The following is a 21,987-nucleotide window of genomic DNA, read 5'->3' as shown; positions in this document are numbered from 1 at the left end:
TCCACACACGAACGCCCTTCGCCCGGAGCGTAGCCGCAGCGGCCCCGGGATCCGCGCACCCCCACCTGACGACCCGTCAGAAACGCGAGGTACTCTCCGGCTCCGGCTCCCGGACGATCTTCGCGCCGAGCGACTGGAGTTGTACCTCCAGGCCCGTGTAGCCGCGGTCGATGTGGTGCACCCCGCTCACCGTGGTGTCCCCGTCGGCCACCAGACCGGCCAGCACCAGACCCGCGCCCGCGCGGATGTCGGCGGTCAACACCGGTGCACCGGACAGCTGTTCCACCCCGCGCACGATCGCGTGGTGCCCGTCGGTGCGGATCGACGCGCCGAGCCGGAGCAGTTCCTGGAGGAACACGAACCGTGCCTCGAAAAGGTTCTCGGTGATCATCGCCGAGCCCTCGGCGATCGAGTTCATCGCCGCGAAGAACGGCTGCATGTCGGTCGCGAACCCCGGGTAGGGCAGCGTCACCACGTCCACCGCCTTCGGCCGCCGGTCCATCACCACCCGGAAGCCGTCCCCCACGTGCGAGACCTCGGCGCCGGCGAGGGTCAGCTTGTCGAGCGCGATCTCCAGATGTTCCGGATGCGCGTTGCGCACCGTCACATCGCCCAGCGTCATCGCCGCCGCGACCGCGAAGGTGCAGGCCACGATCCGGTCCGGGACGGTGCGGTGGCGCACCGGCTTGAGCCCGTCGACACCCTCGATCTCCAGGGTGGACGAGCCCGCGCCCTCGATCCGCGCGCCCATCTCGGTGAGCATCGCGCAGATGTCCACGATCTCCGGCTCGCGGGCCGCGTTGTCGATCACCGTGCGCCCGTCGGCCAGGACCGCGGCCATCAGGATGTTCTCGGTCGCGCCGACGCTGGGGAAGTCCAGCCAGACCGTGGTGCCCTTCAATCCCTTCGGCGCCTTGGCGATCAGCACGCCGTGCGAGTTCTCCACGGTCGCGCCGAGCTTGACCAGGCCCTCGATGTGCATGTCCAGGCCGCGCGAGCCGATCGCGTCCCCACCCGGGTAGGCGACGTGCACCTCACCGCAGCGCGCGAGCAGCGGCCCGAGCACGCAGATCGACGCCCGCATGCTGCGCACCAGGTCGTAGTCGGCCTCGAAACGCGGCGCGGCCGGCACGTCGATCCGCACCGTCCCGGTGGTCTCGCCCTCGACCTCGCACCCGAGGCGCCGCAACAACTCGCTCATGATCTCGACGTCGAGGATCCGGGGAGCCTCCTCCAGCACCGTGGTGCCCTCCGCGAGCAACGCGGCCGCCATCAATTTCAGCGCGCTGTTCTTCGCGCCCGTGATCCGCACCTCGCCGGCGAGCCGCTGACCACCTGTCACCCGGAACCTGTCCATCGGAGAATCGTACTGATTCCGGGGCCCGTCCACGGACGGCACCAAGCCGGGACAAAGCCAGACGCGGGCGCGCCGTTAGGGTGCGTACATGGTCAACCTCACCCGGATCTACACCCGCACCGGCGACGACGGCACCACCGCCCTCGGCGACATGTCGCGCACGGCCAAGACCGACCCGCGGCTCGCGGCCTACGCCGACGTGGACGAGACGAACGCGGTGATCGGCGTCGCGCTCTCGCTCGGCAACCTCGACGAGGACGTCGTCACGCTGCTCACCCGCGTCCAGAACGACCTGTTCGACCTGGGCGCCGACCTGTCCACCCCGGTGGTCGAGGACCCCAAGTATCCGCCGCTGCGGGTCGAGCAGAGCTACATCGACGCCCTGGAGGCGGCCTGCGACGCGTACAACGAGAACCTGGAGAAGCTGCGCAGCTTCATTCTCAACGGCGGCACCCCGGGCGCTGCCCTGCTGCACCAGGCCCGCACCGTCGCCCGCCGTGCCGAGCGCACCACGTGGGCGGCCCTGGAGGTGCACGGCGACTCGATGAACCCGCTGACGGTGAAGTACCTCAACCGCCTGTCCGACCTGCTGTTCATTCTCGCCCGACACGCCAACCGCGAGGTCGGCGACGTGTTGTGGGTACCGGGCGCCAATCGCTGAACCGGCCGGCACTCGCTAGGCGACGTTGACGCGTTGTCCCGGCGGCGCCGCTTCCAACCAGGCCAGGAAGCCGGTCAACGCGTCGTCGCTCAGGGCCAGTTCGATCCGGTCGCCGGCGTGTTCGCAGACCAGGATCACCGCGCCGGCGAGCAGCGCCAACTCCTCCTGGCCGGCCGGCTCCCGCCGACCGATCACATGGATGCCCGCGCGCTGCAACACCCGACGCGGGCGCGGCGCGTAGCTGAACACCCGGAACCACTCGATCCGGTCGCCGCTGTAGCGGGCGATCCCGAAGACCCAGCCCTTGCCGTGGTCCGGATCGGCCGACGGCGCGGCCGGATCGTCGTCCGCCGGTGCCTTCCCGGCACCCTCCGGGGACGACGACGCGGCGCCTCCCGGAGTCTGTCCGGGGGACGCCGCGGCGGTGGATCCGGCTGCGCCGGCCGGGGATACCGGTGGGCGCGTACGCAACGAACAGTCGAAGGTGCCGCCCGGTCGCTGGATGAGTCGACGACGCAACGCGAACGCCGCGACACCGACGACCAACACCACGACGACGGCCGACACCACGCTCAGCACGACGAGGACCATCCCGATCGACCTCCTCGTTCGCGCGTTGAGCAGTGGTCCCGGCCGTGTGTCGGTCCGGGCTCTGGTGCCGCTACCGGATCTAGCGCCGCTGGGCGGCGAGCAGACGCGTTTCCGCGCGCCGCTCGGCGCCCGCGTCCTTCGCCGCGCCGGCGCGCTCGAGCGCCCGCTCCGCGCGGGCGACATCGATCTCGTCGGCCAGCTCGGTGATCTCGGCGAGCAGCGAGAGATTGTTGTCCGCGAACGAGATGAACCCGCCGTGGACCGCCGCGATGACGACCGAACCGTCGGCCTGACGGATCGTCACCGGGCCGGATTCGAGCACTCCGAGGACCGGCTGGTGACCGGCCTGGATGCCGATGTCACCGTCCGCGGTGCGTGCGATGACGATGGTGGCCTCGCCGGACCACACCTTGCGGTCGGCCGCGACCAGCTCGACGTGCAGCTCAGCCAACGTGGCTCCTCATGTCGGGTCGAAGACACGCGGGTCTTCGCCTCCGCCCTCGAGGGGCGGGTGGTGTCCAAGGATAGTGGCCCGGACGGGCCTGGCTCCAACCGGCTCGAACGCCGGCGGGTTTCCGGTATCCGCGCGCGGCGGGTACCGGGAACCGACACGAGGGGCGGACCCGTGCGGGACCGCCCCTCGTCGATCAGGCGATCGTCAGCCCTTGTTGAGCTCGGCGATCTTCTTCTCGAGGTCGTCCAGCCCACCGAGCATGAAGAACGCCTGCTCGGGAGCGTGGTCGTACTTGCCGTCGGCGATCGCGTTGAACGCCTCGATGGTCTCGGACAGCGGGACGTCCGATCCGTCGAGCCCGGTGAACTGCTTCGCCACGTGGGTGTTCTGCGACAGGAAGCGCTGGATGCGACGCGCGCGGTGCACGGTGAGCTTGTCCTCTTCGGACAGCTCGTCCATACCCAGAATCGCGATGATGTCCTGGAGGTCCTTGTACTTCTGCAGGATGCTCTTGACGCGCATCGCACAGTCGTAGTGGTCCTGCGCGACGTAGCGCGGGTCCAGGATCCGGGACGTCGAGTCCAGCGGGTCCACGGCCGGGTAGATGCCCAGCTCGGAGATCGGACGCGAGAGCACCGTCGTGGCGTCGAGGTGCGCGAACGTCGTGGCCGGGGCCGGGTCGGTCAGGTCGTCCGCGGGGACGTAGATCGCCTGCATCGAGGTGATCGAGTGACCGCGGGTCGAGGTGATGCGCTCCTGGAGGGTGCCCATCTCGTCGGCGAGCGTCGGCTGGTAACCCACCGCGGAGGGCATGCGGCCGAGCAGCGTCGACACCTCGGAACCGGCCTGGGTGAACCGGAAGATGTTGTCGATGAAGAGCAGCACGTCCTGCTTCTGCACATCGCGGAAGTACTCCGCCATGGTCAGACCGGACAGCGCCACGCGCAGACGGGTGCCCGGGGGCTCGTCCATCTGGCCGAAGACGAGCGCCGTCTGCTCGAAGACGCCCGCTTCCTTCATTTCCTCGATCAGGTCGTTGCCCTCACGAGTGCGCTCGCCGACGCCGGCGAACACCGACACACCCTCGTGCAGACGGGCGACACGGACGATCATCTCCTGGATGAGCACCGTCTTGCCGACACCCGCACCGCCGAACAGGCCGATCTTGCCACCCTTGACGTACGGGGTGAGCAGGTCGATGACCTTGATGCCGGTCTCGAACATCTCGGTCTTCGAGTCGAGCTGGTCGAAGGCCGGCGCCTGGCGGTGGATCGGCCAGCGCTCGGTGACCTCGAAGGTCGCCCGGTCCACGTCCAGGACCTCGCCGAGGGCGTTGAACACGTGGCCCTTGGTGACGTCGCCGACGGGAACCGAGATCTGCGCGCCCGAGTCGGTGACGACGGCGCCGCGAACGAGGCCGTCGGTGGGCTGCATGGAGATCGCGCGCACGATGCCGTCGGCAAGGTGCTGCTCGACCTCGAGGGTGAGCGTGGTCTTGCCCTCGCCCTCGCCCTGCTCCGTGAGGTCCAGGTCGACGTACAGCGCGTTGTAGATCTCCGGCATCGCGTCGACGGGGAACTCCACGTCGACGACCGGGCCGATGACGCGGGCGACGCGGCCCGTGGCAGCGGCCGTCTCAACAGTGGCAGTCATGATGTCTAATCACTCCCCGCGGTCGCGTCGGCCAAGGCGTTGGCGCCACCGACGATCTCGCTGATTTCCTGGGTGATCTCGGCCTGGCGGGCATTGTTCGCCAGTCGAGAGAGGGTCCGGATGAGGTCTTCGGCGTTCTCGGTCGCCGACTTCATCGCCCGCCGGCGGGCCGCGTGCTCGGAAGCGGCGGACTGCAGCAGGGCGTTGAAGATGCGACTTTCCACGTACCGCGGCAGCAGTGCGTCGAGAACACCCTCGGCCGAGGGCTCGAAGTCGTAGAGCGGGAAGGGACCGCCGGCCGGCGGCTCGTCCGTCTCCTCGACCGCCAACGGGAGCACCCGCACCGCGACCGGGTTCTGCGTGAGCATGGAGACGAACTCGGTGCTGACGAGGTGAATCTCGTCCACACCGCCCTCGTCGGTGGGCGTCACGAACGCGTCGATCAGCTCACCTGCCACCTTCTTGGCGTCGGAGTACTCGGGGCGGTCGGAGAATCCCTTCCACTGCCCGGCCAGGTCCACGTCGCGGAACTGGAAGAATCCGATGCCCTTGGCCCCGATCACGTAGCGGTCGACCGTCTTGCCCTCGTCCTCGAGCAGCTTGACCAGCTGCTCGGTGGCCTTGATGGCATTCGAGTTGTAGCCGCCCGCGAAACCGCGGTCACTGGTAACCAGCAGCACCGCGGCCCGGGTGGGCCGCTCCACCGAGGTGGTCAGCGGGTGCTGCGTGCTGGAGAAGGTGGCGACCGCGGAAACGGCGCGCGTCAGCTCGTCGGCGTACGGCTTGGAGGCCGCGACGCGCTGCTGCGCCTTCACGATCCGCGACGCCGCGATGAGCTCCTGGGCGCGCGTGATCTTCTTGGTCGCCGACACGGAACGGATCCGACGCCGGTAGACCCGAAGCTGGGCTCCCATTGGTCAGGGTTCTCCGTTCTTTACTCGGACTTGGCCACGTGACGGGTGATCTTCTCCTGGCCGACGTCTTCCTTCGTCAGACCGGCAGGCGCCACGTCCTGGATCAACGGCTCGCCGTCGAACTTGGTGAACGTCTGCTTGAAGGAGTCCACCGCGTCGGTGAGCGCCATCACGGTGTCGTCTTCCAGCTTGCCGGTCTCGACGATCCCGGTGAGCAGGCCCGCGTGCTTGTGCTGCAGGTAGTCGTGCAGCTCCTTCTCGAAGCGGCGGATGTCCTGCACCGGCACCTCGTCCAGCTTGCCGGTGGTACCGGCCCAGATCGAGACGACCTGGAGCTCGATCGCGAACGGCTCGAACTGGCCCTGCTTGAGCAGTTCGACCATGCGCGCACCACGCTGGAGCGAAGCCTTGGAGGTGGCGTCCAGGTCGGAGCCGAAGGACGCGAACGCCTCCAGTTCGCGGTACTGGGCCAGGTCGACGCGGAGTCGACCCGCGACGCTCTTCATCGCCTTGATCTGCGCCGAGCCACCGACTCGCGAGACCGAGATACCGACGTTGACCGCGGGGCGCACGCCCTGCAGGAACAGGTCGGACTCCAGGAAGCACTGGCCGTCGGTGATCGAGATGACGTTGGTCGGGATGTACGCCGACACGTCGTTGGCCTTGGTCTCGATGATCGGCAGACCGGTCATCGAGCCGCCGCCGAGGTCGTCCGAGAGCTTCGCGCAACGCTCGAGCAGACGCGAGTGCAGGTAGAAGACGTCACCGGGGTAGGCCTCGCGCCCCGGCGGACGACGAAGCAGCAGGGACACGGCGCGGTACGCCTCGGCCTGCTTCGACAGGTCGTCGAACACGATGAGCACGTGCTTGCCCTGGTACATCCAGTGCTGGCCGATGGCCGAACCGGTGTACGGGGCGAGGTACTTGAAGCCGGCCGGGTCGGAGGCCGGGGCGGCGACGATCGTGGTGTACTCCAGCGCGCCGGCCTCTTCGAGCGAGCGGCGCACGGACGCGATGGTCGTGCCCTTCTGGCCGATCGCGACGTAGATGCAGCGAACCTGCTTCTTCGGGTCGCCCGAGCGCCAGTTGTCGCGCTGGTTGATGATCGTGTCCAGGCACACCGCGGTCTTGCCGGTCTGCCGGTCGCCGATGATCAGCTGACGCTGGCCGCGGCCGATCGGGGTCATCGCGTCGATCGCCTTGATGCCGGTCTGCATCGGCTCGTGGACCGACTTGCGCATCATGACGCCGGGGGCCTGCAGTTCCAGGGCACGACGGCCCTCGGACTCGATCTCACCCTGGCCGTCGATCGGCTGGCCCAGCGGGTCGACGACGCGACCCAGGTAGCCGTCACCGATCGGAACCGACAAAACCTCGCCCGTACGACGGACCTTCTGGCCCTCTTCGATACCGCTGAAGTCACCGAGGATGACGACACCGATCTCGCGGACGTCGAGGTTCTGCGCCAGACCGAGGGTGCCGTCCTCGAACTTGAGCAGCTCGTTCGTCATGACCGAGGGCAGGCCCTCGACCTTGGCGATGCCGTCGTACGCCTCGGTGACGGTACCGACCTCTTCGCGCGCGGCAGTCTCCGGCTCGTACGAGGCGACGAAGCGCTCCAGCGCGTTCCGGATCTCCTCCGGCCGGATCGTGAGCTCCGCCATCTGGTGTCCCTGCTCTCCTAGGTGGTGGGGTTAACGGTCCGCTGTCCGTCGCTTGTCGTACGGAACCGCGGTGCTGCTGTGGGGGTCGCCGCTCCGGTCCGGGGGTTTTCCCGGATGGTCGACGACACCCCTGTCGTCCGGTGTCTCAACCGGCGAGCCGTCGGCCCGCCTCTTCGAGACGTGTGGTCACGGTGCCGTCGATGACGTCGTCACCGATCTCCACGCGGACCCCGCCGATGACGTCGGCATCGATTTCCACGTTGAGGTGGATCTCGCGGCCGTACATCCGGCCCAGCGCCGCGGCCAGACGGGTGCGCTGCTCCTCGGTGAGGGGCAGGGCGACCGTGACCAACGCGACCATGCGACGCCGGCGATCGGCGGCGAGGCGCGCGTACGACTCGAGCCCGTGTTCAAGGTTACGGCTGCGCGGGTGTGCGACAAGCCTGGCGACCAGTCGCCGGGTGACGGGCTGGGCCCGACCCTCCAGCAGACCGGAGACCAGCTCCGCCTTGCGCTCGTTCGCCACGCCCGGGTCGGTCAGGGTCGAGCGCAGTTCGCGCTCGCCCGCCACGATCCGGCCGAAACGAAAGAGCTCGTCCTCCAGCTCGTCGAGCCTGCCGTCGCGCTCTGCGGCGATCAGCTCGGCGGACACCGAGAGTTCGGCGATCGTGTCGACCAGGTCGGTCGGCCGCGACCAGCGCGTACGCACGAGTCCGCCGAGCAGATCCGCCGCGGTTCCGGAGATCTGACCGGACAGAAGCTCTGCCAGGAAGGCCGCGCGGGCCTCCCCGGAGCGCGTCGAGTCGGTGAGGACCCGACGCAGTGACACGTTCTTGTCGAGCAGGATCACCACGGAGTGGAGTTCCTGGGCCAACGCGACCATGTCGGTACCGGTCGCGGTCGCGAGCGCGTCCAGGCGCTCACGGGCCGCGGCTAGGGATTCCCTGCTGGCGCCCTGCATCAGCGCACCTTCTCCGAGCTCGCTCCGGCGGAAGCCTTGACTTCCAGCTCCTCCAGGAAGCGGTCGACGACCCGACGCTGACGCGCCTCGTCCTCGAGCGACTCCCCGACGATGCGCGACGCGAGGGAGACGGCGAGCTTGCCGACGTCCTGACGCAGCGCGTTCTGGGCCTGGTTGCGGTCGGCCTCGATCTGGGTGTGGCCGGCGGTGACGATCTCGTCCTTGATCCGCTGGCCCTCGGCGCGCATCTCCGCGATGGCGACGGCACCCTGCTCGCGGGCGTCCTCGGTGAGGCGACCGGCCTCGCGACGGGCTTCGGCGAGCTGGGTGCGGTAGCGCTCCAACTCGGCCTGGGCCTCGGCCTGCGCCTCTTCGGCGCGCTTGAGACCGCCCTCGATGGCGTCCGTACGGTCCGCCAGCGTCTTCGCGATCTTGGGAAGGAGCACCTTCCACAGGAAACCGAAAACGATGAGGAACGCCACGCCACCGATGATGATCTCGTCGAGCGGCGGGAGAAGAGGGTTCATCTTCTCCTCGCTGTTGGCGAAGTCAATCACGGTGTGAGGACCTTCCGTCCGTAGCGGGTTGATCAGGTGCCGTAGACGAACGGCATGACGACGCCGATGAGGGCGAGCGCCTCGGCGAGGGCGAAGCCGAGCAGCATGTTCTGGCGAACCAGGCCGGCGGCCTCGGGCTGACGGGCCATCGCCTGGACACCGTTACCGAAGATGATGCCGATACCGATGCCGGGGCCGATCGCGGCGAGGCCGTAACCGATGGAACCGAGGCTGCCAGAAACGCCGTCGGCGGCGAGGTTCATCATGGGAACTGATCCTTTTTTCGAGGCCGATGGACGATCCACCGGACGACGGTCGAGGAGAGAAAGGTCTGTGGGTCTCTCAGTGCTCGGCTTCGAGCGACGTCGAGATGTAGGACGCCGCGAGCAGCGTGATGATGTACGCCTGCAGCGCCTGGATCATCAGCTCGAACGCGGTCAGCACGACGACCACGAGGAACGAGGTGGCCGAGTAGAGCGCCCCGATGTGGAAGCCGAGGAGATACCAGGCGCCGACGCTGAACGTCACGATCAGCATGTGTCCGGCGAACATGTTCGCGAACAGTCGGACCGCCATCGTGAACGGCCGGGTGATCAGACCCTGCAGCAGCTCGATCGGGGCGAGGAGGAAGTAGATCGCCTTCGGCAGACCGGGCGGGAACATCATGTTCTTGAAGTAACCGACGAAGCCCTGGTTCTTGATGCCGAGGACCAGGTAGGTCACCCACACGATGCCGACGATCGATGCCGGGAAGGCGATTCGCGAGGTCGCGGGGAACTGGGCGAACGGGATGATCGCCATCACGTTCATGACCCAGACGAAGAAGAAGATCGAGAACAGGAAGGGGACGTAGGGGTCGCCCTTCTTGCCGATCGTTTCCCGCGAGATGTTGTCGCGAACGAACAGGTAGCCCAACTCGCCGACGTTCTGCGCGCCGCGCGGCACCATCTTGGGGTTGGCGAACGCGCTCCAGAAGAAGCCGATCACCAGCAGCATCGAGATGAGCGCGAGCAACATCGGCTTCGTGAAGTCGAAGGCCCCGATGGAGAAGATCGGCTTGAACTCGAAGACGTTCAGCCCGGGCGAGGGGAAGCCGCACCCGGAGAACAGGTGACATCCGCTCTCGCTGGCGAGCGTCTGGACGTCAGCAGTCACCACCGACTCCTTCGTCGTGAAGCATGTTTTCGGCTACCTCGATGTGTCGGCGTGGCGAGGGGCCACGGAGCGGCACGCAACAGGGCCCGGTCAGGAGGACCTGCCGTGGCGGACAAAGACCAGAACAAGGGCCAGAGCGATTCCGACGACCAGGCCGATCGGCAGGAACAGTGCGGAGTGGCCGGTCCACCGGTCGATCAGCCAGCCGATGCCGCCGTAGATGAGCATGCCGCTCAGCAGATAACCGACACTCGACCATGCGGCACCGTCCATCGCCCGATTCTCTCGGTCCGGTGGACGGGGGCCTCTCTCGCTCATGACGCCCCGGACATTAGCAGTACCGGCGGCGAGGCTGAACACCGCGCCGGCCCGGAAGGGCGCTGTGCGTATGTCATCGCTCTCCATCCGGTTCGACATAGGCGATCTTCAGCCGGGTGAAGACCCACACCTGCGAGGCGACCCAGACCAGCGTGGCCCCGAGGATGGTGAGCCCGAACACCTTCGTGTCGAACGCCTCGGTGTCCTTGAACAGGAACAGAACCAACCCCAGGAGCAGGATCTGCACGATGTAGGTGAACAACGCCATGTTCATCATCATCATGGGGTTGTCGCGCGAGATCCGACCGATCGCGACCTGGCCGATCACGAAGAAGGCCAGGACGACGACGGTGGCGAACACCGCGCCGAGAAGTCCTTTGCCACCGGCCGCGAGCAATGCCGCGACTGCCGCGATCACTCCGGCGGCGGTCGTGGGCACGACCGAACCACGGAGAAGGCGGACGTCGTTGGCCTGCATGTCGGTGACTCCGGCATCAGTGGGGGGCAGGGGGCGGATCAGTCGTCCGAGCAGGGCTCGGGGCGACGCAACGCTCGGGATTGGCCGTGAAGGACCAGAACCCTCGTTGCTGGGGGTTCATCGGCCATTGATCCTGGTTCGTGAACGATATCACAAACTATTTGAGCAGAGCTTTACCCGTTCGTGTGTACAAGCTCACAGCCCTGCCCCACCCTTTCGCGCCCCTCTCCCCGCAGGCAAATGCGCAGGTCGGGAGGGGTCCGTGGGGTTTCCCGGGGACTCTGTTGCGGGTGTGGCGGTTGCTCCGTTCAGCCGTACGCCGTCTGATTCGCCGGGAACCATCGTGTCGGCCGGAACGTTCGCGCCGCGCCTCCCGCGCCGGAGCCGCCGATAGCGCGGCGGAACCACGTTGTGCAGCTCCGTCGGCACGTGCGGCTTGAACCGCGGGAGCATCAGGAACACCAGGCCGATGGCGATCAGGCCCAGTCCCGTGTAGACGATCGGACGCCGTTCCGGCCGCACCGAGATGAGCACCGTGAACGACGCGATCAGCCCGGACCAGAAGTACATGATCAGCACCGCGCGACTGTGCGAGTGGCCGATCTCCAGGAGCCGGTGGTGCAGGTGTCCCTTGTCCGCGGCGAACGGCGAGCGCCCGGCCCAACCGCGCCGGCCGACCGCCATCACCAGGTCCATCAGCGGCACTATCAGCACCGCGAAGGGCAACACCAGCGGAATGTAGACGGGCACCAGCTTGTGCGTGGTGAAGGCCATCGAGCCGCCGTTTTGCGCGGTGATCGCCTCCGGGTCGATCCGCCCGGTGAGGGTGACCGCCGAAGCGGCGAGCATCAGGCCGATCAGCATCGACCCCGAGTCCCCCATGAAGATGCGCGCCGGATGCAGGTTGTGCGGCAGGAAGCCGACACACATACCGATCAACAGCGCGCTGAACAGCGTCGGTGCCGCGGCCGACGACACACCGTAACCGAACCACAAGCGGTACGAATATCCGAAGAACGCGAGTGCGGCGATGCACACCATCCCGGCCGCGAGGCCGTCCAGGCCGTCCACGAAGTTCACCGCGTTGATCGTGATGACCACTATCCCGATGGTCAGCAGCGTGCCCTGGGTCGGCGTCAGGCTGACCGGGCCGTAGCCGGGGATCGGCAACCACAGGATCACGATGCCCTGCCAGACCATCACGCCCGCGGCGAGCGCCTGGCCGAGCAGCTTGATGATCGCGTCGACGCCCCACTTGTCGTCGATCACCCCGAGCACCGAGATCAGCGCGCACCCGGACAGCAGTGCCTGCACGTCGGTCGAGGCGGTGAACACCTCGGAGAGCACCGGCAGATGCCGGGCCATCAGCAGGCCCGCGCACAATCCGCCGAACATCGCCAACCCGCCCAGGCGCGGCGTCGGCTCCTTGTGCACGTCGCGCGCACGGATCTCGGGCATCGCCCCGGCGGCGATCGCGAAGCGGCGGACGGCGCCCGTCAGCAGGTAGGTCACCGCGGCGGCGACGAACAGCGTGAGCAGGTATTCGCGCAAGACTCAACCGTCCCCGGCTTCGGCACATCCCAGCGGCAGCACGGGCATCAGACTAGACGTGCCGCCGCTCACCGGGAGAATCGCCGAACCTGCACCGGCGAGGGACGATCGCACCAAGCTCGGTGGCGCCACCACCGGCCCGTCGCCCCACACGTAACCACAAACACCCTGATCCCAGCCACCCCGGAGGGCGATTGCGGCCCGTCGGTCGTATAGGTCTCATCGGGCCCGCCGGCGCGAACACTCCCGCCGGCTCTCACCGCCCCGGGTAGGCCGGGTGTGTCGCCACCAGCTCGCCGACCGCCGCCCGCACCTCACCCAGGACCGCCGGATCGTCCTCGCGCACCGCCCGACCCAGGAGCAGGGCGATCTCCTTCATGTCCGTCTCCGTCATCCCCTGCGTGGTCACCGCGGCCGTGCCGACCCGGATCCCGGACGCGATCATCGGCTTGGCCGGGTCGAACGGGATCGCGTTCTTGTTCAGGGTGATCCCGGCCCGCTCGCAGCGGCGCTCCGCGTCCCGACCGCTCACCCCGATCCCCCGCAGGTCCAGCAGCGCCATGTGGGTGTCGGTGCCGCCGGTGACCGGCCGCAACCCCTCGGCCTGCAGACCCTGCGCCAGGGCCTGCGCGTTGGCCACCACCCGGCGCGCGTAGGCGCGGTACGCCGGGGTGCCCGCCTCGCGCAGCGCGACCGCCTTCGCGGCCACCGCGTGCATGTGCGGGCCGCCCTGGCTGAACGGGAACACCGCGCGGTCGATCCGCTCGGCGAACTCCTCGCGGCACAGGATCAGCCCGCCGCGCGGCCCGCGCAGCACCTTGTGCGTGGTCGCGGTGACCACGTCGGCCCAGGGGACCGGCGAGGCCGTCGCGTCGCCCGCGACCAGCCCCGCGAAGTGCGCCGCGTCCACCATCAGGTAGGCGCCCACCTCGTCGGCGATGCGGCGGAAGGCGGCGAAGTCGACCAGACGCGGATACCCACTCGCACCGCACACGATCAGCCGGGGCCGATGCGCCCGGGCCAGGTCCCGGACCTGTTCGTAGTCGATCCGCTCGTCGCCCTCGCGGACCCCGTAGGCCACCGCGTGGAACCAACGACCGGAGAAGTTCACCCGCGAGCCGTGGGTCAGATGCCCGCCGTGCGGCAGCGACATGGCCAGGATCGTCTCGCCCGGGCTCAGCAGCGCCGCGTACACCGCCAGGTTCGCGGCGGTGCCCGAGTGCGGCTGCACGTTGGCGTGTTCCGCGCCGAACAGGGCCAGCGCCCGGCCCACCGCGAGCCGCTCGGCCCGGTCCGCCTCGGCGCAGCCGCCGAAGTAGCGCCGCCCGGGATAACCCTCGGCGTACTTGTTGGCGAGCGTGCTGCCCAGCGCGGCGAGCACGGCCGGGGAGGTGAAGTTCTCCCCGGCGATCAACTGGAGACCGCCGCGCTGCCGGGCCAACTCGCCGAGCAGCACCTCGGCGATCTCCGGATCCTCTTGCCGCAGCGCGAGGAAGTCCGGTCCCCAGAAGGGAGTTGACAAGGCGTCGGGAGTGCCCATGGCATCGCTCCTCAAGGCCGCAGGGACCTCTCCACGATAGGGCGGGGGTCCGGACACGGACAGGGCCTTCCGGGGGCGATTCCGCGCCGTTGTCGGGCCGTGCGCGCCAACGCGCCGGGGCCCGTCGGGGCGCGTGGGTCAGTGCGTGTGCGCGGGGTGCCCGGTGAGCGCGGTCAGGACCGGGTCCAGCGCCGAGCCGATGTCGAAGGCGCAGGCCCGGAACACGCTCAGCGGCGCGCCGTACGGATCGGCCACCTCGTCCCACTCCGGATCGGGCGCGGCCAACCGCCCGCGCAGCGCCGCGGCGGCCCGCACGAGCGAACGCCCGCGCTGGACCAGGTCACGCTCGGGGTAGGGGGCCCGCTCCAGCACCGCGACCAGCCGGGTGAACTCCTTCAGCGTGAAGGTACGCAGGCCCGACGCGTGCCCCATGGACACCACGTGCGCACGGTGGTCCAGGGTCGCGGTGAGCACCAGGTCCGCCTCGGCGACATGCTCGTCGAGCAGCTCGCGCCCGTGGAAGTCGCCCGGGTCGGCGCCGTATTCGAGCAGCACCTCGGCCGCGTGCGGCTCCATCGGCGCGCCCTCGTGGCCCCAGGTCCCGGCGCTCTGCACGCTCAGCCGCACCGCGTCGTCCGCGGCGAGCCGGCGCTGCAGGCCGAGCCGCGCCAGCCGTTCGGCGATCGGGGAGCGGCAGATGCTCCCCGTGCACACGAACAGGATCCGGAACGAGTCGGCCGCGGAGCCGTAGGGCCCGTAGGTGTGCCCGGGGGGCCGGCCGACCGGAGGGGGCGCGGTCAATTCACGCCCTCCAGGTCGGGAACGACCTCGCGCAACGTCTCCAACGACAGGGCACCCTCACGCAGCAGCCGGGGGCGGCCGGCGGTCAGATCGACGATCGAGGACGGCGCGGTGGAGGGGCAACTCCCGCCGTCCAGGTACACCGACACCGAATCGCCGAGCTGCGCCTCGGCCTCGTCGACCGTGGTCGCCGCCGGGTTGCCGGACCGGTTCGCGCTGCTGACCGCCATCGGCCCGGTCTCGGTCAACAGCTCGATCGCCACCGGGTGCAGCGGCATGCGCACCGCGACGGTGCCGCGCGTATCGCCCAGATCCCACATCAGCGACGGCTGGTGGAAGGCCACGATGGTCAGCGCGCCCGGCCAGAACGCGTCGACCAGTTCCCACCCGACCTCGGGGAAGCCGGTGACCAGCCCGTGCAGCGTGTTGGGCGAGCCGACCAGGACGGGCGAGGGCATGTTGCGACCGCGACCCTTGGCGTCCAGGAGCGCGTGCACCGCGTGCGGGGTGAAGGCGTCCGCGCCGATGCCGTACAGGGTGTCCGTCGGCAGCACGACCAGATCGCCGCGCTTGATCGACCCGGTCGCCTCCCGCAGCCCGAGCCCGCGGTCCATCGCGTCGGAGCAGTCGTAGCGTCGGCTCATCGGGCACTTACCTCCAGAAAAGGTACAGACGGTACGGGCGAAGCGGGGGGTACGGGCGAAGCGGGGGATACGGGCGAAGCGGGGGATACGGGTGATGCGTGTGGTACGGGTGATGCGTGTGGTACGGGTGATGCGGGCCGCGCGGGTCCGGCCGCCGGGCGGGAGGCGCGGTTCACGCGCCTTCCTTGCGCGCGGTGGTGAAGCGGGGGCGGTTGGTCAGATCGCGGTGGTCGGCCGCGTCCACCCAGCCGGCCTCCTCGTTGAAGATCCACGGCACCGCGCCGCCCTGGGTGTCCGCGTGCTCGACCACCACGAGCCCCGCGGGCCGCAACAGGCGGTAGGCGGTCTTGGCCAGGACCCGGATGAAGTCGAGCCCGTCCGGCCCGGAGAACAGCGCGAGCTCCGGATCGTGGTCGCGCGCCTCGGGGGCCATCTCGTCCCGCTCCTCCAGCGGCACGTAGGGCGGATTGCTGATCACCAGGTCGACCGTGCCGTCCAGCTGCGGCAGCGCGGAGAGCGCGTCGCCCCGGTGCAGGATCACCCGCGACCCGCTCGCGTTGCGCTCGGCGTAGGCACAGGCGCCCGGGTCCAGCTCGACCGCGTGCACCACGGAGCGCGGCACCTCCTGCGCGACCGCGAGCGCGATCGCGCCGGAGCCGGTGCACAGGTCCACCACGAGCGGCTCGGCCACGTCCATCGCGCGCAGCGCGTCTATCGCCCACCCGACCACCACCTCGGTCTCCGGGCGGGGTACGAACACGCCCGGACCCACCTCGAGTTCGAGGTAGCGGAAGAAGGCGCGTCCGGTGATGTGCTGCAGCGGCTCGCGGGCCTCGCGCCGCGCGACGGCCTCCCAGAACCGGGCGTCGAAGTCCCCGTCGGCGACGGTGTGCAGGGCGCCACGCTTGACGCCGTGCACGTACGCCGCCAGTTCCTCGGCATCGAAGCGCGGAGAGGGAACGCCCGCGTCGGCCAGTCGCAGGGTGGCCTGGGCCACCTCGGCGAGCAGCAGATTCATCTCGTCTCCGTTATTGGTGGGCGAGCCGGGCGGCCATGTCGGCGTCCACACACGCCTGGATGACCGGATCGAGATCGCCGTCGAGCACCTGGTCCAGGTTGTACGCCTTGTAGCCCACGCGGTGGTCGGAAATCCGGTTTTCCGCGAAGTTGTACGTCCGGATGCGCTCGGAGCGGTCCACCGTGCGGACCTGGCTGCGGCGCACGTCGGAGGCTTCCTTGTCGGCCTCCTCCTGGGCCGCGGCGAGCATCCGCGCGCGCAGGATGCGCATGGCCGACTCCTTGTTCTGGAGCTGGCTCTTCTCGTTCTGGCAGGAGACCACGATGCCGGTGGGCAGGTGCGTGATGCGCACCGCGGAGTCGGTGGTGTTGACCGACTGGCCGCCGGGACCGGACGAGCGGTACACGTCGATGCGCAGGTCGTTGGCGTTGATCTCGACCTCGACGTCCTCCGCCTCGGGCAGGACCAGGACGCCGGCCGCGGAGGTGTGGATGCGGCCCTGCGACTCGGTGGCGGGGACCCGCTGTACGCGGTGCACGCCGCCCTCGAACTTCAGCCGGGCGTAGACGCCCTCGCCGGGCGCGGGGTTGCCCTTGGTCTTCACCGCGACCTGGACGTCCTTGTAGCCGCCGAGGTCGGACTCGTTGGACTCGAGGATCTCGGTCTTCCAGCCCGCGCGTTCGGCGTAGCGCAGGTACATCCGCAGCAGGTCGCCCGCGAACAGGGCGGATTCCTCGCCGCCCTCGCCCGCCTTGACCTCCAGGATCACGTCCTTGTCGTCGGCCGGATCGCGCGGCACGAGCAGTCGGCGCAGCTTCTCCGCGCACTCCTCGCGGCGCTCCTCGGCCTCGGCCGCCTCGGCGGCGAAGTCCGGGTCCTCGGCGACCAGTTCGCGGGCGGCCTCGACGTCGTCGGCGGCGCTCGACCACTGCCGGTAGGCGTCCACGATCGGCCCCAGTTCGGCGTAGCGCCGCCCGAGGGTGCGGGCACGCGTCTGGTCAGTGTGCACGGCCGGGTCGGCGAGTTGCCGCTCCAGGTCGGCGTGCTCGGCGAGCAGGTCGTCCATCGCCTCGAACACTGGGGGCTCCTCTGGTTGTGGCCGCGAACTCGGCGGGATCGGTGACGACGGGGCTACCGGAGCCGGACGGGATTTCGGGACCGGCTTTCGGAGTACGGCTTTCGGAGACAAACGAACGGCGCCGGAGGGGCGGGGCGGACCTTGGACAAGGCCCACCGCTCCTCCGGCGCCGCAGGGTCGCTACTTCTTGCCGGCCACCGGCTGCGTACCGAAACGCTTCTCGAAGCGCGCCACCCGGCCGCCCGTGTCGAGGATCTTCTGCTTCCCCGTGTAGAACGGGTGACACTGCGAACAGACCTCGACGCGGATCTGGCCGCTCGTCGCGGTGCTGTGCGTGGTGAACGTCGAGCCACAGCCACAGGTGACGGTGGTTTCCACGTACTCGGGGTGGATGTCGGGCTTCACGGGAGTCTCCTTGAGGTTCGGGAGGGCGCCGGGTCGTACGCCCGAATGGGCATCACGTGAACCGGGGCCGACAGAGCAGTCTGCCAGGAGGGGGCGACCGGACCCAAATCAGGGTCTGTACCGCCCAACCACGACCGGGGTCGCGGCATTCCCTCCCGGCGGACGCGCTGCCATGTCTTGCGTACGACGAACAGTCGGATCGACTGGTCGTTCGGTATCGGCGTCGTCTTCCGACTGTGCTGATCCGGGGGCGACCCCCGGACCCCACGCCTGGGCCCTGCTAGTCGTTCGGCATCGGCGTCGTCTTCTGGATCTGCATGAGGAACTCGCCGTTGCTCTTGGTCTTCTTCATCTTGTCCAGGAGCAGTTCGATCGCCTGCTGCTGGTCGAGCGCGTGCAGCACCCGGCGCAGCTTCCAGACCACCGCGAGTTCGTCGTGCGCCATCAGGATCTCTTCCTTGCGGGTGCTGGACGCGTCCACGTCCACCGCCGGGAAGATGCGCTTGTCGGCGAGCTTGCGGTCGAGCTTGAGCTCCATGTTGCCGGTGCCCTTGAACTCCTCGAAGATCACCTCGTCCATGCGCGAGCCGGTCTCGACGAGCGCGGTGGCGAGGATGGTCAGCGAGCCGCCGTTCTCGATGTTGCGCGCGGCGCCGAAGAACTTCTTCGGCGGGTACAGCGCGGTCGAGTCGACACCACCGGACAGGATGCGGCCGGAGGCGGGCGCCGCGAGGTTGTACGCGCGGCCCAGGCGGGTGATCGAGTCGAGCAGCACGACCACGTCGTGGCCCAGCTCGACCAGGCGCTTGGCCCGCTCGATGGCCAGCTCGGCGACGATCGTGTGGTCCTCGGCGGGGCGGTCGAAGGTCGAGGAGATGACCTCGCCCTTCACCGACCGCTGCATGTCGGTGACCTCTTCGGGGCGCTCGTCCACGAGCACGACCATCAGGTGGCACTCGGGGTTGTTCACGGTGATCGCGTTGGCGATCGCCTGGAGCACCATCGTCTTGCCCGCCTTCGGCGGCGCGACGATCAGACCGCGCTGGCCCTTGCCGATCGGCGACACGAGGTCGATGATCCGCGTGGTCAGCGCGCTGGAGTCGGTCTCCAGGCGCAGCCGGTCCTGCGGGTACAGGGGGGTCAGCTTGTTGAAGTCGGCGCGCTGGCGGGCCTGTTCCGGCTCCATGCCGTTGACCGTGTCCAGCCGCACGAGGGCGTTGAACTTCTCCCGACGCTCGCCGTCGCGCGGCTGACGCACCGCGCCGACGATCGCGTCACCCTTGCGCAGGCCGTTCTTGCGGACCTGGGCGAGCGAGACGTACACGTCGTTGGAGCCGGGCAGGTAGCCCGAGGTCCGCACGAAGGCGTAGTTGTCGAGGATGTCCAGGATGCCCGCGACGGGGACCAGGACGTCGTCGTCGGCCAGCACGGGCTCGTTGGTCTCGAAGCCCTCACGGCCGCCGCGACGACGGTTGCGGTCGCGGTAGCGGCCACGACGCCGGCGGCCGCCGCCCTCGAAGTCGTCGTCGTCCAGCGGGCCGTTGTCCTGCTGCTGCTGTTGCTGCTGCTGCTTGCCGCGCTCGCCGCGCTCGGCCCGGTCGCCGCGGTCGCTGCCGCGGTCGTTGCCCCGCTCGCCACGCTCGCCGCGTTCCGCACGCTCACCGCGCTCGGTCCGCTCGCCGCGCTCGTTGCCCCGCTCGCCGCGGTCGCGCCGGTTCTGGCCACGCTCACGCCGCTCGCGGCGGCCCTCGCGCTCGCCACCCTCGCGCTGCTCGCCCTGGTCCTCGGCGGTGCGCTCGGTGCGCTCGGCCCGCTCGCCACGACGGCGCGTGCCGGTCTCGGCGACCTCGGCGGTCGGCTCGCCCTGCTCACGCCGCCCACGCCCATTGGCGGGCGCCTCGGCGGCGGCCTGCTCCGGGATCTCGATCTGCGCGGCGGTCTCGACCGCCACCCGCGTGCGGGCGGCCCGGCGGGTCCGGGTGGGCGCCTCCGCGGCCGGCGCCTCGGCGGCGACGGCGGGGGCCTCGGCGGGCGCCGCGCCGTTGTCCGCCGCGGTGGCGGCGGCGGCCTTGGCCCTGGTCGCCCGGGCCGGCTTCGTGGCGGCAGCGGCGGCGGGAGCGGCGTCCGAACCACCCTGCTTCGCCTGGATGGCCTCGATCAGCTGGCTCTTGCGCATGCGGCCGGTGCCGCTGATGCCGAGACCGGTGGCGACCTGCTGCAGCTCCGCCAGCACCATGCCGTTGAGGCCGGTGCCCGTCGAGCGGCGGCGCCGCGTGGGAGCGGGGGCGTCCGCGGTGGCAGCCGCGTCACCCGAGGCGGACGCGGCCTGCGGCGTTGCGTCCATGAGTTCGGTGGTGTCGCTCACGAAGGGTCCTTCCCTGGAGCGGGCGTCGGCCTTGAGGGGGCTCGGCGACCGGTTGTGCTGTCCGTCCCGCTTCCAGTGCGGTCCGGTGCGGTGGTCCGCCGGATGGCGGGAATCGTCGAAAATGTGCCCGGTACTGCGAGGATCGGGCTCATGTATGCCTGTGGGGGCTCGTATTCCTGTAGGGGCTCGATTTCCTGCGAAGGAACAGCCCTCGGGTCCCCGGGATGAGCTCGACGCGGCGCGGTGGTCCCGCCGGTCTGTATCGGGGAGCCACGTTCGTCACGAAGGACAGACAGGAGGGGAAACTCCCAAAGGATCGTGGCCACAGAGCACCGAACGCGCCCAACCCCATGCGGGCGGGGGATCTGGTGCGGTGATGACGCTAACACTACCGGACCCAAGAGACATTCCCCCACCCCATCGCTCCCCCGGCGCAGCCCATTTTTCCTGCGGTAGTGCAGTGGAGTGAACGGATCCACCGTCGTCGCCGACCCGTCGCCCGGCTGCGCCGAGTGTGCCGCCGGTCCGGTTCCGACCTACCGGGCGTACTGCCAACGAACGGCGAGTACGCAGGTCACGCCAGTGGCATGACGCTTGCTCCGGCCCCGTCCACGTCCAATTGCCGAACCACCCAATCGGGCCCGGCAGTGCCGATCGCCTCGTCCACGCGGTCCGGTGTGACCAGGGCGAGTACGGTCGGCCCCGCGCCGGAGACGACCGCGGCCATCCCCTGTGCGCGGAGCTTGTCGATCAATTCGGCGCTCGCCGGCATCGCGGGCGCCCGGTACGTCTGGTGCAGTCGATCCTCGGTCGCGGCGAAGAGCAGGTCGGGCCGCGAGGTGAGCGCGGTGACCAGCAGCGCGGCGCGCGCCGCGTTCGCCGAGGCGTCGCGATGGGTCACCTTGGCCGGCAGCAGACCGCGCGCGACCTCGGTGGACAGCGGGGTGGAAGGTACGAACACGACGGGAGATATACCCCGGTCGGGGCTCGATCGCACCGCCCGAGGCCCGTCCTCGTCGGTCCACGCGATCGTGAAGCCGCCGAGCAGACACGCCGCGACGTTGTCGGGGTGGCCTTCGAGTTCGGTTGCCAGGGCGAGCGCGGCCTCGTCGTCGAGCCGCTCGGCGCCGCCTATGGTCAGCGCCCGGGCGGCGATCACCCCGGCGCAGATGGCGGCGGCCGACGAGCCCAGGCCGCGGCCGTGCGGGATGCGGTTGGCGCAGACGACGTCCAGGCCGGGCGGACGGCCACCCATCGCCTCGAACGCGGCGTGGGCCGCGCGAACGACCAGGTGGTTCTCGTCACGGGACAGGTCGTCGGCGCCCTCACCTGCGATGTCGATCGACAAGCCCTCGTCCGCGACCCGGATCGCGACGTCGTCGTACAGTCCGAGCGCGAGTCCGAACGCGTCGAACCCGGGACCCAGGTTGGCGCTCGTGGCCGGGATGCGGACCCGGACGGGGGCGGCACGGAATGCGGGGCCGGCCATACGCGTGGACACTCCTCCTCGTGGAGTTCCGGGCACCTTCGCGGGGCGGTCCGAACCGGTGACGCATTCGGGAAATCGCGGGTGCTGCGGAACGGCAGGAACAGACGCGAGACTCGGGCGGCATGCGCCGCGGAACGAGTGGAAGGTCGCGTCCGGTGATCAGCCTACCGAAGGTGCGTTCCCTCGCGGGACACCGTAACCACCGCGTCGTGGGATTGGTACCGGAAATGGGATCGAAAAGGACCGCGGGCGGTCGACGGTCGATCATGGGCCGACCTGATTCGATCTTGTCGCCGGTCGTGCTCCGATCGGGTGTTCCAGTCGGCGGCGCGC

Annotated in this window: 22 protein-coding genes; 1 reads left to right on the top strand and 21 read right to left on the bottom strand. The window is 69.6% G+C overall.

Translation table 11 applies throughout. The features are described from left to right. Positions 1-76: 76 nt before the first annotated feature. Positions 77-1,357 carry a UDP-N-acetylglucosamine 1-carboxyvinyltransferase gene (gene murA / locus ACFRCG_RS21835; RefSeq protein WP_380033780.1) on the bottom strand — a complete coding sequence of 427 codons (1,281 nt, stop codon included), beginning with the start codon at positions 1,355-1,357 and terminating at the stop codon, positions 77-79. A gap of 88 nt (positions 1,358-1,445) precedes the next feature. Here murA and ACFRCG_RS21830 point away from each other — a divergent pair, with 88 nt between their 5' ends. Continuing rightward, entirely contained in the window at positions 1,446-2,018 is a 573-nt protein-coding gene (locus ACFRCG_RS21830) for a cob(I)yrinic acid a,c-diamide adenosyltransferase (RefSeq protein ID WP_078975424.1), read from the top strand. Between the two features lie 15 nt (positions 2,019-2,033). On the opposite strand, the gene ACFRCG_RS21825 is transcribed toward ACFRCG_RS21830, so the two are convergent. The 20 genes from ACFRCG_RS21825 to thrB all read right to left on the bottom strand — a co-directional run bounded on the left by ACFRCG_RS21825 (position 2,034) and on the right by thrB (position 21,654). Beyond that, a complete protein-coding gene (locus ACFRCG_RS21825; RefSeq protein ID WP_380033779.1) occupies positions 2,034-2,609 on the bottom strand; it encodes a DUF2550 domain-containing protein in 576 nt (191 codons plus the stop codon). Positions 2,610-2,688: 79 nt separating this feature from the next. After that, complete coding sequence (locus ACFRCG_RS21820; RefSeq protein ID WP_078975425.1) at positions 2,689-3,060, bottom strand: F0F1 ATP synthase subunit epsilon; 372 nt, start codon at positions 3,058-3,060, stop codon at positions 2,689-2,691. A 207-nt stretch (positions 3,061-3,267) separates the two neighbouring features. Beyond that, positions 3,268-4,716 carry a F0F1 ATP synthase subunit beta gene (gene atpD, locus ACFRCG_RS21815; protein ID WP_380033777.1) on the bottom strand — a complete coding sequence of 483 codons (1,449 nt, stop codon included), beginning with the start codon at positions 4,714-4,716 and terminating at the stop codon, positions 3,268-3,270. A 5-nt stretch (positions 4,717-4,721) separates the two neighbouring features. After that, positions 4,722-5,630 (bottom strand): F0F1 ATP synthase subunit gamma, encoded by a 909-nt coding sequence (locus ACFRCG_RS21810; protein ID WP_078975427.1) that lies wholly within the window; start codon positions 5,628-5,630, stop codon positions 4,722-4,724. Positions 5,631-5,650: 20 nt separating this feature from the next. Further along, the gene (gene atpA, locus ACFRCG_RS21805) at positions 5,651-7,294 is read right to left on the bottom strand and encodes a F0F1 ATP synthase subunit alpha (protein WP_380033776.1); all 1,644 of its coding nucleotides are present in this window, start codon (positions 7,292-7,294) and stop codon (positions 5,651-5,653) included. A gap of 145 nt (positions 7,295-7,439) precedes the next feature. Further along, positions 7,440-8,255 (bottom strand): F0F1 ATP synthase subunit delta, encoded by an 816-nt coding sequence (locus tag ACFRCG_RS21800; protein WP_379994980.1) that lies wholly within the window; start codon positions 8,253-8,255, stop codon positions 7,440-7,442. Next, positions 8,255-8,782 carry a F0F1 ATP synthase subunit B gene (locus tag ACFRCG_RS21795; RefSeq protein ID WP_235618905.1) on the bottom strand — a complete coding sequence of 176 codons (528 nt, stop codon included), beginning with the start codon at positions 8,780-8,782 and terminating at the stop codon, positions 8,255-8,257. Before ACFRCG_RS21795 ends, ACFRCG_RS21800 begins: the two co-directional genes overlap by 1 nt. A gap of 62 nt (positions 8,783-8,844) precedes the next feature. Then, the gene (gene atpE, locus ACFRCG_RS21790; protein WP_174861358.1) at positions 8,845-9,078 is read right to left on the bottom strand and encodes an ATP synthase F0 subunit C; all 234 of its coding nucleotides are present in this window, start codon (positions 9,076-9,078) and stop codon (positions 8,845-8,847) included. 76 nt (positions 9,079-9,154) lie between these two features. Continuing rightward, positions 9,155-9,970 (bottom strand): F0F1 ATP synthase subunit A, encoded by an 816-nt coding sequence (gene atpB / locus ACFRCG_RS21785; RefSeq protein WP_380033774.1) that lies wholly within the window; start codon positions 9,968-9,970, stop codon positions 9,155-9,157. A gap of 87 nt (positions 9,971-10,057) precedes the next feature. Continuing rightward, a complete protein-coding gene (locus ACFRCG_RS21780; protein WP_078975432.1) occupies positions 10,058-10,240 on the bottom strand; it encodes an AtpZ/AtpI family protein in 183 nt (60 codons plus the stop codon). A gap of 118 nt (positions 10,241-10,358) precedes the next feature. Beyond that, the gene (locus ACFRCG_RS21775; protein WP_379994976.1) at positions 10,359-10,724 is read right to left on the bottom strand and encodes a hypothetical protein; all 366 of its coding nucleotides are present in this window, start codon (positions 10,722-10,724) and stop codon (positions 10,359-10,361) included. 234 nt (positions 10,725-10,958) lie between these two features. Further along, complete coding sequence (locus ACFRCG_RS21770; RefSeq protein WP_380033772.1) at positions 10,959-12,314, bottom strand: MraY family glycosyltransferase; 1,356 nt, start codon at positions 12,312-12,314, stop codon at positions 10,959-10,961. Between the two features lie 256 nt (positions 12,315-12,570). Beyond that, the gene (glyA, locus tag ACFRCG_RS21765) at positions 12,571-13,854 is read right to left on the bottom strand and encodes a serine hydroxymethyltransferase (protein WP_380033770.1); all 1,284 of its coding nucleotides are present in this window, start codon (positions 13,852-13,854) and stop codon (positions 12,571-12,573) included. 138 nt (positions 13,855-13,992) lie between these two features. Continuing rightward, a complete protein-coding gene (locus ACFRCG_RS21760) occupies positions 13,993-14,655 on the bottom strand; it encodes a low molecular weight phosphatase family protein (protein ID WP_380033768.1) in 663 nt (220 codons plus the stop codon). Then, entirely contained in the window at positions 14,652-15,299 is a 648-nt protein-coding gene (locus ACFRCG_RS21755; protein ID WP_078975437.1) for an L-threonylcarbamoyladenylate synthase, read from the bottom strand. The genes ACFRCG_RS21760 and ACFRCG_RS21755 overlap by 4 nt, the downstream gene beginning before the upstream one ends. Before the next feature lie 172 nt (positions 15,300-15,471). Then, entirely contained in the window at positions 15,472-16,317 is an 846-nt protein-coding gene (gene prmC / locus ACFRCG_RS21750; protein ID WP_380033767.1) for a peptide chain release factor N(5)-glutamine methyltransferase, read from the bottom strand. 10 nt (positions 16,318-16,327) lie between these two features. Next, positions 16,328-17,395 (bottom strand): peptide chain release factor 1, encoded by a 1,068-nt coding sequence (gene prfA, locus ACFRCG_RS21745; protein WP_078975439.1) that lies wholly within the window; start codon positions 17,393-17,395, stop codon positions 16,328-16,330. Positions 17,396-17,575: 180 nt separating this feature from the next. Next, a complete protein-coding gene (rpmE, locus tag ACFRCG_RS21740) occupies positions 17,576-17,800 on the bottom strand; it encodes a 50S ribosomal protein L31 (RefSeq protein WP_078975440.1) in 225 nt (74 codons plus the stop codon). A gap of 280 nt (positions 17,801-18,080) precedes the next feature. Then, positions 18,081-20,165, bottom strand: a complete 2,085-nt coding sequence (rho, locus tag ACFRCG_RS21735) for a transcription termination factor Rho (protein ID WP_380033765.1) — start codon at positions 20,163-20,165, stop codon at positions 18,081-18,083. A 574-nt stretch (positions 20,166-20,739) separates the two neighbouring features. Further along, entirely contained in the window at positions 20,740-21,654 is a 915-nt protein-coding gene (thrB, locus tag ACFRCG_RS21730; protein ID WP_380033763.1) for a homoserine kinase, read from the bottom strand. Positions 21,655-21,987 lie beyond the last annotated feature (333 nt).

This window comes from Embleya sp. NPDC056575, assembly GCF_042793325.1.
Classification (GTDB): domain Bacteria; phylum Actinomycetota; class Actinomycetes; order Streptomycetales; family Streptomycetaceae; genus Embleya.
The sequence above is the reverse complement of the archived record's forward strand: the minus strand, read 5'-3'. Positions and strand labels throughout refer to the sequence as shown.

Excerpts from the sequence above, each read along its gene's own strand:
- murA (WP_380033780.1), bottom strand. The coding sequence starts at position 1,357 with ATGGACAGGTTCCGGGTGACAGGTGGTCAGCGGCTCGCCGGCGAGGTG.
- atpE (WP_174861358.1), bottom strand. The coding sequence starts at position 9,078 with ATGATGAACCTCGCCGCCGACGGCGTTTCTGGCAGCCTCGGTTCCATC.
- ACFRCG_RS21830 (WP_078975424.1), top strand. The coding sequence starts at position 1,446 with ATGGTCAACCTCACCCGGATCTACACCCGCACCGGCGACGACGGCACC.
- ACFRCG_RS21755 (WP_078975437.1), bottom strand. The coding sequence starts at position 15,299 with ATGAGCCGACGCTACGACTGCTCCGACGCGATGGACCGCGGGCTCGGG.
- atpD (WP_380033777.1), bottom strand. The coding sequence starts at position 4,716 with ATGACTGCCACTGTTGAGACGGCCGCTGCCACGGGCCGCGTCGCCCGC.
- ACFRCG_RS21825 (WP_380033779.1), bottom strand. The coding sequence starts at position 2,609 with ATGGTCCTCGTCGTGCTGAGCGTGGTGTCGGCCGTCGTCGTGGTGTTG.
- glyA (WP_380033770.1), bottom strand. The coding sequence starts at position 13,854 with ATGGGCACTCCCGACGCCTTGTCAACTCCCTTCTGGGGACCGGACTTC.
- thrB (WP_380033763.1), bottom strand. The coding sequence starts at position 21,654 with ATGGCCGGCCCCGCATTCCGTGCCGCCCCCGTCCGGGTCCGCATCCCG.
- ACFRCG_RS21795 (WP_235618905.1), bottom strand. The coding sequence starts at position 8,782 with ATGAACCCTCTTCTCCCGCCGCTCGACGAGATCATCATCGGTGGCGTG.
- ACFRCG_RS21780 (WP_078975432.1), bottom strand. The coding sequence starts at position 10,240 with ATGGACGGTGCCGCATGGTCGAGTGTCGGTTATCTGCTGAGCGGCATG.
- ACFRCG_RS21800 (WP_379994980.1), bottom strand. The coding sequence starts at position 8,255 with ATGCAGGGCGCCAGCAGGGAATCCCTAGCCGCGGCCCGTGAGCGCCTG.
- atpA (WP_380033776.1), bottom strand. The coding sequence starts at position 7,294 with ATGGCGGAGCTCACGATCCGGCCGGAGGAGATCCGGAACGCGCTGGAG.
- ACFRCG_RS21810 (WP_078975427.1), bottom strand. The coding sequence starts at position 5,630 with ATGGGAGCCCAGCTTCGGGTCTACCGGCGTCGGATCCGTTCCGTGTCG.
- prmC (WP_380033767.1), bottom strand. The coding sequence starts at position 16,317 with ATGAATCTGCTGCTCGCCGAGGTGGCCCAGGCCACCCTGCGACTGGCC.